The organism is Acinetobacter sp. HR7, assembly GCF_000773685.1.
Classification (GTDB): Bacteria; Pseudomonadota; Gammaproteobacteria; order Pseudomonadales; family Moraxellaceae; genus Acinetobacter; species Acinetobacter thermotolerans.
Genome location: NZ_JPQO01000009.1, coordinates 1 through 13,703 on the forward strand (window position 1 = coordinate 1; position 13,703 = coordinate 13,703).

At 43.3% G+C, this 13,703-nt stretch carries 16 protein-coding genes; 5 read left to right on the plus strand and 11 right to left on the minus strand.

Annotated features, from left to right (window positions below):
• Positions 1-319 precede the first annotated feature (319 nt).
• From GW12_RS00660 to ftsY, 4 genes are all read right to left on the minus strand, one after another.
• Positions 320-982: a DUF2057 domain-containing protein gene (locus GW12_RS00660; protein WP_034582096.1), complete on the minus strand. Its 663-nt coding sequence runs from the start codon at positions 980-982 to the stop codon at positions 320-322.
• A 203-nt stretch (positions 983-1,185) separates the two neighbouring features.
• Positions 1,186-1,779: a nitroreductase family protein gene (locus GW12_RS00665; RefSeq protein WP_034582097.1), complete on the minus strand. Its 594-nt coding sequence runs from the start codon at positions 1,777-1,779 to the stop codon at positions 1,186-1,188.
• Positions 1,780-1,964: 185 nt separating this feature from the next.
• Positions 1,965-2,654 (minus strand): nitroreductase family protein, encoded by a 690-nt coding sequence (locus GW12_RS00670; RefSeq protein ID WP_034582098.1) that lies wholly within the window; start codon positions 2,652-2,654, stop codon positions 1,965-1,967.
• Positions 2,655-2,825: 171 nt separating this feature from the next.
• The gene (ftsY, locus tag GW12_RS00675; RefSeq protein WP_034582099.1) at positions 2,826-3,938 is read right to left on the minus strand and encodes a signal recognition particle-docking protein FtsY; all 1,113 of its coding nucleotides are present in this window, start codon (positions 3,936-3,938) and stop codon (positions 2,826-2,828) included.
• A 178-nt stretch (positions 3,939-4,116) separates the two neighbouring features.
• Here ftsY and GW12_RS00680 point away from each other — a divergent pair, with 178 nt between their 5' ends.
• Together GW12_RS00680 and GW12_RS00685 are read left to right on the plus strand one after the other, a co-directional pair.
• The gene (locus tag GW12_RS00680) at positions 4,117-5,517 is read left to right on the plus strand and encodes a pitrilysin family protein (RefSeq protein WP_034582100.1); all 1,401 of its coding nucleotides are present in this window, start codon (positions 4,117-4,119) and stop codon (positions 5,515-5,517) included.
• Complete coding sequence (locus GW12_RS00685) at positions 5,514-7,028, plus strand: pitrilysin family protein (RefSeq protein ID WP_034582101.1); 1,515 nt, start codon at positions 5,514-5,516, stop codon at positions 7,026-7,028. The genes GW12_RS00680 and GW12_RS00685 overlap by 4 nt, the downstream gene beginning before the upstream one ends.
• Here the strand turns inward: GW12_RS00685 and GW12_RS00690 are convergent.
• Positions 7,025-7,354 (minus strand): hypothetical protein, encoded by a 330-nt coding sequence (locus GW12_RS00690; RefSeq protein WP_034582103.1) that lies wholly within the window; start codon positions 7,352-7,354, stop codon positions 7,025-7,027. The two genes, GW12_RS00685 and GW12_RS00690, sit on opposite strands and share 4 nt — an antisense overlap.
• Before the next feature lie 112 nt (positions 7,355-7,466).
• The gene (locus tag GW12_RS00695; RefSeq protein ID WP_034582104.1) at positions 7,467-7,826 is read right to left on the minus strand and encodes a hypothetical protein; all 360 of its coding nucleotides are present in this window, start codon (positions 7,824-7,826) and stop codon (positions 7,467-7,469) included.
• Positions 7,827-8,048: 222 nt separating this feature from the next.
• On the opposite strand from GW12_RS00695, the gene GW12_RS00700 reads away from it, so the two are divergent.
• The 3 genes from GW12_RS00700 (at position 8,049) to GW12_RS00710 (ending at position 9,337) form a co-directional block, all read left to right on the plus strand.
• Entirely contained in the window at positions 8,049-8,282 is a 234-nt protein-coding gene (locus GW12_RS00700) for a hypothetical protein (protein ID WP_034582105.1), read from the plus strand.
• Between the two features lie 157 nt (positions 8,283-8,439).
• Positions 8,440-8,817 (plus strand): DUF2750 domain-containing protein, encoded by a 378-nt coding sequence (locus GW12_RS00705; protein WP_034582175.1) that lies wholly within the window; start codon positions 8,440-8,442, stop codon positions 8,815-8,817.
• Between the two features lie 88 nt (positions 8,818-8,905).
• A complete protein-coding gene (locus tag GW12_RS00710) occupies positions 8,906-9,337 on the plus strand; it encodes a CBS domain-containing protein (protein ID WP_034582107.1) in 432 nt (143 codons plus the stop codon).
• Positions 9,338-9,448: 111 nt separating this feature from the next.
• Here the strand turns inward: GW12_RS00710 and trpB are convergent, their stop codons facing one another.
• The 5 genes from trpB to GW12_RS00735 form a co-directional block, all read right to left on the minus strand.
• On the minus strand, positions 9,449-10,657 hold the full coding sequence (gene trpB / locus GW12_RS00715; RefSeq protein ID WP_034582109.1) for a tryptophan synthase subunit beta: 1,209 nt from the start codon (positions 10,655-10,657) through the stop codon (positions 9,449-9,451).
• A gap of 108 nt (positions 10,658-10,765) precedes the next feature.
• The gene (locus tag GW12_RS00720) at positions 10,766-11,953 is read right to left on the minus strand and encodes a VWA domain-containing protein (protein WP_034582112.1); all 1,188 of its coding nucleotides are present in this window, start codon (positions 11,951-11,953) and stop codon (positions 10,766-10,768) included.
• Positions 11,954-11,966: 13 nt separating this feature from the next.
• Positions 11,967-12,818 (minus strand): MoxR family ATPase, encoded by an 852-nt coding sequence (locus tag GW12_RS00725; protein ID WP_034582115.1) that lies wholly within the window; start codon positions 12,816-12,818, stop codon positions 11,967-11,969.
• Between the two features lie 21 nt (positions 12,819-12,839).
• The gene (locus GW12_RS00730; RefSeq protein ID WP_034582117.1) at positions 12,840-13,232 is read right to left on the minus strand and encodes a hypothetical protein; all 393 of its coding nucleotides are present in this window, start codon (positions 13,230-13,232) and stop codon (positions 12,840-12,842) included.
• A 21-nt stretch (positions 13,233-13,253) separates the two neighbouring features.
• A complete protein-coding gene (locus GW12_RS00735) occupies positions 13,254-13,559 on the minus strand; it encodes a YcgL domain-containing protein (RefSeq protein ID WP_034582120.1) in 306 nt (101 codons plus the stop codon).
• Between the last annotated feature and the right edge of the window lie 144 nt (positions 13,560-13,703).

Here is a 13,703-nt window from a genome sequence, read left to right on the forward strand (position 1 = left end):
TTCATAATCTCTTAATGATCTCACTTAAAACCTCGTCAGTTTTAAGCTCCAACTCAATCATTTAACTGTTTCGTTTCATGCATTGCGTTGGTGTGCTGCGTATTCTATACAGTTTCAGAACGAGTGCAAGGGCTTTTCATAAAAATATATGAAATTATGATTTAGTCGTTCATTTTTTATCCCAGAACCGTATTTTTAGCAGCTTTCTGCCCATAATTCCATCATTTTAGCCTGAAATGTATTTTCAAAATGTAACCACTACAAAATAAAAAAAGACCAAAATAGCTTTGGTCTTTTTCATGTGATTATTAATTTCTTTTTAATCAGCCTGTTCAGCCAGCCAGCTCATAAATTTCTGACGTTCTGCTTTAGATGCTTTTTGCCAAAGTTGAATCAATGCCTGATCTGTTGATGTTGCAACTACATTTTGTGCAGTATTCACATTTGCAACCGTAGGTACTACAGCTGCCTGAGTATAAACTGGTGCCGGCTGATTCGCTGATGTGCGGACTTTAGTGGTTAAATCCACTGCTTTGGATAGAACACTACCACCGAGTAATGGCTTAGCTTCACTATTTGCCCCTACCTGCTGCACCAGCAACTGATTCTTGGCATCATAAAGACCAATTACAGGCTGATCTTTATATTTTTTCGCTGCCTCAAAGTTCTTTGGGGCATCAATCAACGCCAGACGATAGCTTTCACCATCTTTTAACTCAGGTGTTTTTACGGTGACTACACCAGATTTTAAGATATCGTGATTGCCATCATTATGCTCAAAGAATTCGGTATAACGTACACTGATGCTATTACTGCCTGGATCTAGCTTATAAGTCTGGTTTTTACGCAGCAACCCACTATTTACTTCCTGATCATTGACCGCAACAATATTAATTTCTTCAGGTGTGCTCAGGGTTACTGCAGAAAAAGCTGAAGTTGCCCCCATAAATGTTGCTGCCGCAATCGCGATATGTAAATTCATTCGATCCATTCTTCCTGATTATTTAAGTCTGTTTGTACGAAACTCAGTATAAGCAACAATTCTATGACAAATCACTTAGACAAACAGCCAGTACTTCAAGCATATATACAGATATCCTTGTGACATATTCATCTAAATCATATTCTGTTTAACCCAATAAAAAAGGAGCATCATCATGCTCCTTTCCTACAATTCAATACAGATTAGTCAAATGTTTTGAAACGCTCTGCATCATCCATAAAGGTTTTCTCGCCAGCAGGGGCTTCGATTGAACCAAATACTAGCTGTGCGCGCAGTTTCCAGTTTGATGGCACATCAAAGGCAATCGCGACTTCATCATCGATGATCGGATTATAGTGCTGTAAAGATGCACCAATGTTTTGTTCTGCTAGAGCAGTCCAGGTAGCAAACTGCGCAATCGCTGAAGAATGCTCAGACCAGATCGGGAAATTGTCTGCATATGCCGGGAACTGTCGTTGCAGGTCTCGAACAACTTCCTGATCTTCATAGAATAAAGCTGTACCAAACCCTGCCGCAAAACCGCTAATTTTGTTATCTGTTGCTGGAAAAGCATCAGCTGGTACAATTTTTCTTAAAGTTTCACGTACAATTTCCCAAAATTTCTGATGTGACTCACCCAACAGAATCACCACACGTGAAGTTTGTGAGTTAAAAGAAGATGGACTATTTCGTACGGCTTCTTTAATAATCTTTTCGATCTCTGTTTTATCTAGGCTTACATTTTTGCCAATTGCATAAATAGTACGGCGCTGTTTAATCTGATCTAGAAATGCCATCTGAGAACCTCGTGTATATCTTGTATTGTTTAAAATCAATAAGGAAAGATTAAATGCTTTATGCGTTAAAATCAGGCGCATATCAAAAACAGAGTGTTTTATTTATAGAACAATCAGAAAAATATTAACGTTTATCTATTGTATAGGAACCCTGATATGTAAGATCAGGGTTTCCTGCTTTTATATTAATGAAATACCCGGAAACGGTTCTGGAAATCATAATCTGGACGTGGTTCGGCTGGCTGTTCAATTGAACCAAAGCACAACTGCGCACGCAGCAACCAGTTTGGATCCAGCTTAAAATGCTCAGCCACAGTCTGATCTACTGATGGATTATAATGCTGTAATGATGCACCTAGGCCCGCATCTGCCAGTGCCGTCCATACCGCAAACTGCGCCATACCGGAAGTCTGCTCAGACCAAATTGGGAAATCTTCCGCACTCATCGGCATTTTCTTCTGCAGGTCGTGAATCACGTTTTGATCTTCATAAAACAATACCGTGCCATAAGCACTAGCACATTGATCAATCTTGATTTTCACACCTTCAAAGATCTGTGCCGGCACTTCCTGACGTTTTACTTCTTTGGTAATTTCCCAGAATTTATAATGTGAATCACCAAATAAAATCACAATGCGTGAGCTGTTTGAATTAAAGGCCGATGGACAGCTCTTAACTGCAGACTGAATTAACTCCGCAATATAGGCCTGACTAAAATGGACCTTTTTACCCAAGGCATAAATACTACGGCGCTTCTTTAACTGATCAATAAAAGTCAGCTCATCATCCGCTTCGGTTTTACTCTTTTTTGAAAATTTAAAATCTTTGGTCAGGTCGGTCGTCAACACATGCCCAATCTTCTCTAACAACGCCATTTCAACTTTTCCCAATCAACTCGCCGGCTCATAAAAGCATATTTATTGTAAGGGATTAAGTTGAAAGCCTTATGGCATTAGCCTTCACGGCCGCTGCTTTTTACAACAATCACATCATGCAAAAAAGGAAAAACTCCGCACTAGGCGGAGTTTATGTGAAACATCACAAAATTACTTGTTGTCAGTCTCAAACAATGCTGCAACGAATGATTTCGCCGAGAATGGACGTAAGTCGTCAATTTTCTCACCAACACCAATGAAGCGGATTGGCACATGGGTACGGCTGGCAATATTAAACAGTACACCACCTTTGGCAGTACCATCTAGTTTGGTAATGGTAATGCCGGTCAGACCGACTGCTTCATCGAACATTTCCACCTGATTAATCGCGTTTTGACCAGTACCAGCATCAACCACCAGCATCACTTCATGTGGTGCAGTCGCATCAATCTTCTGCATCACACGTTTTACCTTGGTCAATTCCTGCATCAGGTTACTCTTGTTATGCAAACGACCAGCGGTATCGGCGATCAGGACATCAACCCCTTTGGCACGGGCACTTTCAAAAGCATCAAAAATTACAGAAGCCGAATCAGCGCCATGACCTTGTGCCACCACCTGAATATTATTGCGCTCACCCCAGATTTGTAGCTGTTCAGTCGCCGCTGCACGGAAGGTATCACCCGCTGCCAGCATGACTTTCTTGCCTTCGCCTTGCAGTCGTTTCGCTAACTTACCAATGGTGGTGGTTTTCCCTACACCATTCACACCCACGACCAGAATCACATACGGATTTTTGTTTGGATCGATATGTAATGGTTTCACACGTGGTGCTAGTAAAGCTACCAGTTCTTCCTGCAGCGCTTTATACAGCGAGTGTGAATAAATCAGGTCACCACGCGCTGTACGTTCAGTCAGGTTGGCAATAATAGTTTTAGTTGCATCTACACCGATATCGGCAACCAGTAATTGCTCTTCTACTTCTTCGAGTAATTCGTCATCAATTTCCTTGCCACCAATCAGGATGTTGACCATACCATCGGTAAAATTTTTACGGGTTTTGGTCAAACCTTCCTTCATACGGCTAAAGAAACCACCTTTGGCAGCTGGTGCTTCACTTGAGGTTTCTTCCGTCGCGGCAGGTGCAGAAATAGCCGCTGCTTGTTCACGCGGTGTTTCTACAATTGGCACATTAACCGCAGGTAAACTCGGTAATGTGACATCGTCATCTCCGATATCAGCATCAATCAAAAATTTGTTTTGCCCATTAGATTGTTGTTGCATGCCGAATCCTTGAAAAGCATTGCGTTAAAAACAAGGATTCTACCATAAGTTATAAAGTTTTAGCTTTAGATTAAAATTCCATTTCGCTTCGATCTAATCACGATAGCTGCACGTTGCATTGGATATTAGAGCGCTTAAAATAATCCATAAATTTATATTTAAATCTTGGGAATCTACCGTGTCCAAGTCCTTGTGGTTCAGTTTCTCCCTTTCCAGAAAACCTTATCTAGTCTCGGTGAGTGTCGTATTGCTCTGCATCGGGAGTAGTCAGCTTTATGCTCAATCCACACAAAAAAGCACTTCAGAACTGGCACGCAGCACCTTTGAAACCATCTTAAACAATGGCCTGAAAGTGATTATCCGGGAAGATCATCGTGCACCGATGGTCATGACTCAAATCTGGTACAAGGTTGGCAGCACAGATGAATCTGGAAACATGCTTGGTGTATCGCATGTACTGGAACATATGATGTTTAAAGGTACCCACAAAGTGCCGAATGATGAGTTCACCCGTATCAGCCGGGTTTACGGTGGCAGCGTGAATGCCTCTACTTCGACCAATTACACCAGTTATTACCAGATCTATCCGAAAGCCTATTTCCCGATGGCACTGGAGCTGGAAGCTGATCGAATGAGCAATCTGCTACTACGTCAGCAGGATTTTGAAACGGAAATCAAGGTGGTCATGGAAGAACGCCGCCAACGGACGGATGACAATCCGCGTGCACTGGCATCGGAACGTTTTAAATGGATCAGCTATCCGACCAGCCATTATCGCCAGCCTGTGATTGGGCATATGAAAACCCTAACTAGTCTCCAGCTCAGTGATGTGCAGCGCTGGTACAAAACCTGGTACACCCCGAATAATGCCATTCTGATCATTGTCGGTGATGTGGAATCGGAAAAAGCTTTACTTCAGGTACAAAAATACTTTGGCGATATTCCATCACGAGCAACACCGGCACGGAATGATGTGCTGGAATTTGAACGTATCGGCTATCGGCATATGGAGATTCATAGCAATGTACAGGTACCAAACCTGTATATGGCCTGGAATGTCAAATCACTGAGCTCGGCCAAAAATCCACAGGATGCTTATGCCCTTGCCATTATCCGCAGCCTGCTGGATAGCGGGATTTCTTCACGTTTGCAGGATCGTTTGGTACGGGATCGTAAAATCCTGACTTCCATCAGTGTTTCTTATGATCCTTATAACCGTGGTGACAGCCTGTTTAGTATTTCTGCTTTGCCTGCTCCCGGCATCAGTTTGGAAGAAGCACAACAAGCAATTCAAGCCGAAGTGAATGCACTAAAAACAGAGAAAGCGTCCAAACATGAAGTACAACGCATCATTACCCGCTTTGTTTCCAACCTGATTTACAATCAGGACAATATTGCCAGCCAGGCGAAAACCATGGGGAATCTGGAAGTGAATGACTTGAGCTACCGACTGATGGATGAATTACCTCGTCATTATGAAAATGTCAGTGCCGAAGAGATCCAGCGCGTAGCGACGCATTATTTTGTTCGCGACAACCTGAGCACGCTTTATCTCATGCCGGAAGCAAAAGCCCAATGAAACTGAAATATACAGCGCTACTTTCAACATGCTTTCTGCTGGCATCCTTGTCTATTTCTCAAGTCCAGGCAGAAGATGACCTGGCTCAGGAATCAGATCCTATCGATAATCCAGACCAGTTGCAGTCCCTTCCATTACTGCAAAGCTTAAGAAACATAGATACTGAATATCAATTACAGGCACCTTATGTGCAAGAACTGAATAACCGCTATAAGGTGCGTACACTGTTTGTTGAAAGCAAAGACCTGCCAATGGTAGATATCCAGCTGACCTTTAATGCCGGTTCAGCACGCGATGAAGAAATCCAGAAAGGACTGTTTGGCCTGTCCAGCATGGCTGCCAAACTGATTCGTGAAGGTACAGATAGATATACCGCACAAGAAGTCGCGGATGTGTTTGACCAGACCGGAGCGCATTTCAGTGCGCAGGCCTATCGTGACATGTTTATCGTACGTTTACGCGTATTGTCTGATCCTGACAAGCTAGAGCCAGCTTTAGCCATGATGCTTGAAATCCTGAAACATGCATCATTCCAAAAGCAAAGCATCAGCCTGACGGTAAGCAACACCAATGTTGGTCAGAAACAGTTACAGGAAAATCCGAGTCGCCTGAGAGATATTCGTTTCTATCGTACCGTCTATGGCACTCATCCTTATGCCTATCCGGTGACCGGCACCATTGGCGGCACCCGAAGTGTGACGCCTGAGCATCTGAAAAAATTTCGTGATCAATTTCTTGTTGCACAAAACATGAATATCGCCATTACCGGTAATCTAACCAGCAAAGAAGCACAGAAGCTGTCTGAACGGATTGCAGGTATTCTGAAACAAGGTTCATCAGCACAGAGGCTGCCATATGCTGAATTAAAAAATGATATTGAAGTCGTGCATATTCCTTATAAATCGAGTCAGGCCCATGTGATTTTTGGACATATCGGACCAAGCCGGTCTACTCCAGACAAGCTGGCGCTGGATGTCGCGAATAAAATGTTTGGTGGTAATGGCTTCAATGCCGTACTAATGCAGGAATTACGGATTAAACGGGGTTATACCTACGGTGCTTATAGTTCCATGAGTTTTACCCAGGCACCGGGCGTATTCAGTTTTAGCTATTCTACCCGTCAGGATCAGCTTCTAGACAGCATTCAGGTGGCACATCAAGCCTTGGTCAATTTTGTCAATCAGCCGATTGATCAGAAACGTATGGAAGTCACCAAGGCCGGGATGCTGCGTGCTTTCCCAAACCATTACAATAACAATGCCACCATTAATGCCCAGCTGGGGAGCATTGGCTTTTATGGGGAACCTCAGGATTATCTGCGCACTTATCCGGAAAGGTTAAAGAATATCAGTACTCAGGATGTGGAAAATGCCGTGCGCAAGCACTGGCACCCAGACCGGTTAACAGTCATTGTGGTGAGTCAAAAGCTGGATAAAGAAGCCTTGAAAGCGGCTTTAAAACAGAATCTGCCAACAGTAAATGATTCCCAAAATACAGGAACAGCACCTTAATTTTCAGGTTGATCAGCATCTACAGCTGGTAACTGATGGGCACGCACAGATTCTTGCTGGTAAGCCTGCATCAGTTTCAGATATTGTCCACGATAAATAGGTCGCTGTTCCAATAAAGCCAGTGCCATATCTTGAGTCTGTGGTAGACGCTGTTGTGAGGCAAGCTGCCGAACCTGTTGAGTTTGATCTGTAGTGACAGGGCCATAAAGCGCAATACTGGCCAGGATAAGAATCAGTAAAACAATAAAAATAAAAACGCTGTTATAAATCTGTTCTAGCGTTAAATTGGACAAAAATGTCCGGATTTTTTCTACGTCAATAGCCATACACTACCTCTAGTTCAAAGTAGTGTATGGCTGTAATTACATAAGTTCAAGAGAATGACCGCAAATTCACCCTATTTACAGACCATTAGCAGACTGATATCCCTGCAGATTTTTATTTAAACAGGCCTACAAATACGGTTCCACCCAGCATTCCAGCAATAATCAGTAAAGTCAGGAAAATCGCAAACTTGCTAACTGCGGATTCAGCACTGGCCGGATGCAGACGGTCTGGATCGGCCAAACGGACCAGTTCAGCATTATATAGTTTATAAAACTGTTCACGCTGATTCTCATCCAGCTGACGAGTAAAATCATAGACTGCCTTACGCTGTGCCAGGCTATAATTCCCCAAATGAATTTCTTTATGGAAAATGGCTGCATCGAGTTTTTTGCGGTGCAACTGAGCTAAAGCCATGACTTGACCGGCGGTCGGCGGGAAATCAAAATCTATTCCATCTAATGTACGTGACATGTTATTCTCCTTTATTGTTAGCTTAATAATGAATTTATATAGTAATAAAAATTAGAATTGCACATAGTTTAATCATATAAACTGTACACAATGTGTATAAATCAGATGGAATGCTTGACTATTCCAGCATTTTGTAATATTAGTTTAACATTACTCAGTTATATTTGTAGTTAGACTAATAAGTCTATCCTGTAATCATAATTAAAATTAAGGAGTTTATATATGATTCAACAATTCTCTCAACATGACTTGGAACATCTGTACGCTGAAGCGGTGAATACCATTCAGTCTCAAATGAACTTTTCTGACGCAGTTAAACAGTTAGAAGATGCTGCGCGTGCTGGTCACGGCAAAGCGGCGCTTTTTTTAGCTGAACTTTATTATCAAGGTTTCCGTGTGGAACGTGACTCATTGAAAGCGCAATATTGGCAGAATTTAGCCACCATGCAAGCCTAACAACGTCACTTCGGTGGCGTTTTTTAATCCCTTTTTATCTTATTGATGCATGATTTTGAAATAAATTATAACGATTACTTGCAAAGCTGAAACAATAATTTCATCTAGTTTTCTTACAATGACAGCGTTGTTCCATACGAGCTTAATCTTAAACAAAATGCCAAATATTAAAGAAATTCACCCTTTACCTAACGATCTCGCGGTCAAATTGACAATTTTAAAATCGATGATGTACTGCGGGGTACTTTGGGGACTATTCCACGAAGGCTGGGCTATGATGCGCGATCATGATGAAACCCTGTTCCCCTTCTGGCTCAACTCTTCCCATGCAACCAACTATGCCAGCAAGCACTGGCCAAACTATACACCGCGGAAAATTACCCCGGAAGACTTTGAACAGTCACTCATTCCTATCTTAAGGCGTTTTAATGTCACGCCTGTCTTGGTTCGTGGTAGCGGTAAACAAATCAAGCTCACAATTGGACAGATGCGTCACTTCTTTTTTGCAGAACAAGGGCTGTACTTTGCCTCATAACATGCTATTTATAGAGTCAGGACAACAATCACCTGAAGATCAACCAGCTTAAACTTCAGGATAAATAATAACAGCTAAGGACTTCATAATGACAAATGTAGCTCAAGTACTTAAAGACAAGCCATCGCAAGAAATTTATACCATCCATCCAGAAGCCACTGTGCTAGAAGCGATTACCTTAATGGCTGATAAAGAAATCGGTGCCATTGTAGTCACTGAAGAAGACAAGGTCGTTGGTATTCTGTCTGAACGTGATTACACCCGTAAAATTGTGCTGATGGAACGAACGTCTTTTGATACCACAGTCAGTCAGATCATGACTTCAAATGTGATCACCGTAGATTGTCATACCACGGTCCCGGATTGCTTGAGCTTAATGACCAACAAACATCTACGTCACCTGCCTGTAGTTGAAAATGGCAAACTGGTTGGCCTCGTGTCGATTGGCGACCTGGTCAAAGCTGCCATGAATGATCAGCAACAACTGATTGATCAGCTACAACAGTATATTTCCGGTTAATAATTAGTTGAAAATTCAACTTGTAATGACATATAAATTACAAGGCATTTACAAATAACTTAAAAGAAATAAAAAACCGCTCAGTTGAGCGGTTTTTTAATGAGTATAGAATCAGTTCAGGCCTAACTTTTCAGCCACATAATCAGAGTCCTTGTCACCACGACCAGAAACATTGACTACAATCCTCACGTCTTTAGGTAACCTCCCTGCTTCACGAATCGCCCATGCCACAGCATGTGAACTTTCCAGTGCTGGTACAATCCCTTCGACACGAGACAGGGTCATAAAGGCATCCAGACATTCCTGATCCGTTGCAGTGGTATATTCCACACGACCTAAGTCTTTTAGCAAACTGTGCTGTGGTCCAACACCTGGATAATCCAGACCAGAAGCAATTGAATGTACTGGTAAAGGTTCGCCCTGCTCGTTTTCCAGTACATAACAGGCCATACCATGAATCTGGCTTGGTTTTCCTAAAGTTAAGGTCGCTGAATGTTTATCTGTATCCAGACCATGCCCTGCTGGTTCGACACCGACCAGTTTCACGTCCGGATCATTCAGGAAAGCTGAGAAAGCACCCATCGCATTCGAACCACCGCCAACACAAGCCACCACATAGTCAGGGTTGGCACCAAAACGGTCATTGGACTGAGTCTTGATTTCTTCACCGATAATCGACTGGAAATCGCGCACCATCATCGGGAATGGATGTGGGCCGACTACCGAACCAATTGCATAAATGAAGTTTTTCGGGTCTTTCAGATATTCCTCAAAAGCACTATCTACAGCATCTTTTAAGGTTGCTGTACCGCGAGTCACTGAAATCAGATTGGCACCGAGAATCTTCATTTTCACCACGTTCGGGTGTTCTTTCTCGATATCCACCTGCCCCATGTGAATTTCACAAGGAATACCAACTAAAGCACACGCGGTTGCCAGTGCCACTCCATGCTGACCTGCACCTGTTTCAGCAATGACTTTGGTTTTACCCATGTATTTGGCAAGCAATGCTTCGCCTAAACAGTGATTGATCTTGTGCGCACCGGTATGGTTTAAGTCTTCACGTTTCAGATAGATCTGCGCGCCGCCAAGCTGATCAGACAAGCGTTTCGCATAGAATAATGGGCTTGGACGACCAACATAGTTGGCAAACAGGTCTTTCAGTTCATTCTGAAATTCAGGGGTCTGACGGATTTGCTGGTAAGCAATATTGATATCATCCATCGCCTTTTTCAGGTCAGGCGGAATAAACTGACCGCCATATTGCCCAAAAAAACCCTCTTCATTTGGCAACGCAATGCCATTAATTTGATGATCCATTCACGACCCCTAAAAATCTGGATTTAATTGATCTTGTCACTTTATATTAAGATGTTTTGTTTTAAACAACTAATGATTATAAGTAAAGTAAGCAATAGATAAATGGAATCAACGTGCCAGATACTTGGTCATTTCTTCAATGCCTTTTAAAGTCATTGGATACATGTGATTTTCGAAGATCTGCTGAATCATTCCGATGGTCTGAGTGTAGTGCCAATATTTTTCTTCTTCCGGATTCAGCCAGGCAGTTTTCTCAAAATGCTGACGCAGACGCTGTAACCAGACCTGTCCCGGCTCATCATTCATATATTCCACTGAACCACCCACCGAATGCAGCTCATACGGTGCCATGCTGGCATCACCAACCACGATGACCCGATAGTCGCGGCCATAAGTATTCAACAGATCCCAAGTATTCATGCGGGTACTGGAACGACGGAAATTATCTTTCCAGACATAGTCATACAGACAATTATGGAAATAGAAATATTCCAGAGTCTTGAATTCAGTCTTGGCAGCACTGAATAGCTTTTCACACTGAGCAATGTGTGTATCCATAGAACCACCGACATCAAACAGCATCAGCACTTTGATGCGGTTACGACGTTCTGGCACCATCTGCACATCCAGAATGCCCTGTTTGGCAGTTTCACGAATGGTGCTGTCAATGTCCAGCTCTTCGGCGGCACCCTGACGGGCAAATTTACGCAGACGGCGCAAAGCCAGCTGCATCTGGCGACTGCCCAGAATCTGGTCATCATCCAGATTACGATACTGGCGCTGCTCCCAGACTTTTACCGCAGAACGTTTACGCCCTGGTCCACCAATACGCACACCTTCGGGATGATCTCCATAGGCACCAAAGGGTGAAGTTCCACCAGTACCGATCATGCGGTTGCCACCCTGATGCTTTTTATGCTGTTCGCGCAGGCGTTCTTCCAGCATTTTCATCAGCTCTTCCAGCGAGCCGGCTTTTTTCAGTTCTTCACGCTGTTCCGGAGTTAGGTGCTTTTCCAGCAATTCCAGATTAAACCAGTCTTTTGGCAGTTTGTGTACTTGATTGATCAGTTCATCAATATCAAACGTCTGAATGCCATCAAAGTAGTCTTTCATGGCACGGTCGAACTTATCGAAATAACGTTCATCCTTGACCATCACCGTTTTGGCCAACTGATAGAACTCATCCAGATCGGCAAAAACCAGTCCGGCCGCGACCGCCTGATTCAGATCAATCAGCTCACGAGTCGACACCGGTACGCCATATTTGCGTAGGGTATAAAACAGGCGCACAAACATGCGTGCTTCTCCCTTAACGGCGTGACATGAATGCTAGGCGTTCAAGCAGCTGGACATCCTGCTCGTTTTTGATCAGTGCGCCATACAGCGGTGGAATGGCTTTGGTTTTGTCAACATTGCGCAGTATATCTTCCGGCATGTCATCTGCCATCAACAAGCTGAGCCAGTCGATCAGCTCTGAAGTAGAAGGTGGTTTTTTCAGGCCTGGCACCTGACGTAGCTTAAAGAAGATTTGTAGTGCTTCGTTCACCAAAGTGGTCGAGATATTCTCGAAATGCACATTGATGATTTCACGCATGGTTGCTTCATCCGGGAACTCGATATAATGGAAGAAGCAACGGCGCAGGAAGGCATCCGGCAGCTCTTTCTCATTATTGGAAGTAATAATGACGATTGGACGCTGCTTGGCAGTAATAGTTTCACCTGTTTCATAGACGAAGAACGACATCTTATCGAGTTCATGCAACAGGTCATTCGGGAATTCGATGTCTGCCTTGTCAATTTCATCAATCAGCAATACACAGCGTTCTTCACTGGCAAAGGCTTCCCACAGTTTTCCCGGCTTGATGTAGTTTTTGATGTCATAGACTTTGTCATCACCGAGCTGGCTGTCGCGCAGACGCGAAACTGCATCATATTCGTACAGGCCCTGCTGTGCTTTGGTGGTGGACTTGATATGCCAGGTGATGAGTTTCATCCCCAGACTTTCAGCCACCTGCTCTGCCAGCAAGGTTTTCCCTGTGCCCGGCTCGCCTTTGACCAGTAGCGGCTTTTGTAGGCTGCGTGCAGCCTTAACCGCCAATTTTAAACTGTCAGTCGCAATGTACTGACTGGTACCCGAAAACTGTTGATGATCCACAGACATGATTTAACCTTATTTTTCTATTTACAGTGGTGAAGTATTTTTCTTTACAGTATTTACAGCAGTTTTTGCTTTATTGGTGACATAAGTTGACCAGCAGTAACCCACCAAAGACGCGATGCCAATCACAAATAAAATCAGGGAAGCATTGATCCAGATCAGATCCTGCTCTTTGGTCAGCACACCAAACAACAATCCAAAAATCGCAGGTGCCAATGAGGCATTCGGCCCTTCAGAAACTGTTGGTGTAAGTAGAACAGCAAAACCCAGAATCCACAAAAAGCCACCGGCTGGTTTTGGCAGGCGTTTGGTCACGCCATACCAGCACCACAGTGCAATTGCACTACCGATGAGATAAACCAGGACAGCAATAGTTTCTTCAGGAATTGAATCTAATACAGTCACATAACCATTCATTGTACAACTCCTGAACTGAGTTTAAGCGCCACGTAGACCTTCTGGTGCCGGTGCATTCGGATTAATTAGACCTTCCGGTGGCATTTGCAGGAAGAAGCCACGTGTTTCAATCGAATCCATGACATGCAAAACGTTAGCACGCGCCAGTTTACGTTCTTCATGCAATTCCAGATGCATGACAAAAGTCGCACGACCGAATGCGACACGCACTGGATCTGGCAGTACTTCTAATGGATCATTATTCTCAGCTTCATTTTCTTCCACTGGACGAGCCACATAAAGGTACATTTCATCCTTTTTGCTGGATTTGTAGATAGACACTTGCATGGTTCTGATTCAGACAACTATTTAAAAAATCAGTGGCAAGGATACATCAAAATACGCCTCACGACATTAGCCATAATTAACGCATCAGTCGTGATTTTGTATAGTTGATCTTTCTTTAATCAAACTCAAATTATTTGAACACGA

Excerpts from the sequence above, each read along its gene's own strand:
- GW12_RS00700 (WP_034582105.1), top strand. The coding sequence starts at position 8,049 with ATGATTCAACAATTCTCTCAACATGACTTGGAACATCTGTACGCTGAA.
- trpB (WP_034582109.1), bottom strand. The coding sequence starts at position 10,657 with ATGGATCATCAAATTAATGGCATTGCGTTGCCAAATGAAGAGGGTTTT.
- GW12_RS00670 (WP_034582098.1), bottom strand. The coding sequence starts at position 2,654 with ATGGCGTTGTTAGAGAAGATTGGGCATGTGTTGACGACCGACCTGACC.
- ftsY (WP_034582099.1), bottom strand. The coding sequence starts at position 3,938 with ATGCAACAACAATCTAATGGGCAAAACAAATTTTTGATTGATGCTGAT.
- GW12_RS00710 (WP_034582107.1), top strand. The coding sequence starts at position 8,906 with ATGACAAATGTAGCTCAAGTACTTAAAGACAAGCCATCGCAAGAAATT.
- GW12_RS00665 (WP_034582097.1), bottom strand. The coding sequence starts at position 1,779 with ATGGCATTTCTAGATCAGATTAAACAGCGCCGTACTATTTATGCAATT.
- GW12_RS00735 (WP_034582120.1), bottom strand. The coding sequence starts at position 13,559 with ATGCAAGTGTCTATCTACAAATCCAGCAAAAAGGATGAAATGTACCTT.
- GW12_RS00660 (WP_034582096.1), bottom strand. The coding sequence starts at position 982 with ATGAATTTACATATCGCGATTGCGGCAGCAACATTTATGGGGGCAACT.
- GW12_RS00705 (WP_034582175.1), top strand. The coding sequence starts at position 8,440 with ATGCCAAATATTAAAGAAATTCACCCTTTACCTAACGATCTCGCGGTC.
- GW12_RS00695 (WP_034582104.1), bottom strand. The coding sequence starts at position 7,826 with ATGTCACGTACATTAGATGGAATAGATTTTGATTTCCCGCCGACCGCC.
- GW12_RS00725 (WP_034582115.1), bottom strand. The coding sequence starts at position 12,818 with ATGTCTGTGGATCATCAACAGTTTTCGGGTACCAGTCAGTACATTGCG.
- GW12_RS00690 (WP_034582103.1), bottom strand. The coding sequence starts at position 7,354 with ATGGCTATTGACGTAGAAAAAATCCGGACATTTTTGTCCAATTTAACG.
- GW12_RS00730 (WP_034582117.1), bottom strand. The coding sequence starts at position 13,232 with ATGAATGGTTATGTGACTGTATTAGATTCAATTCCTGAAGAAACTATT.
- GW12_RS00685 (WP_034582101.1), top strand. The coding sequence starts at position 5,514 with ATGAAACTGAAATATACAGCGCTACTTTCAACATGCTTTCTGCTGGCA.
- GW12_RS00720 (WP_034582112.1), bottom strand. The coding sequence starts at position 11,953 with ATGTTTGTGCGCCTGTTTTATACCCTACGCAAATATGGCGTACCGGTG.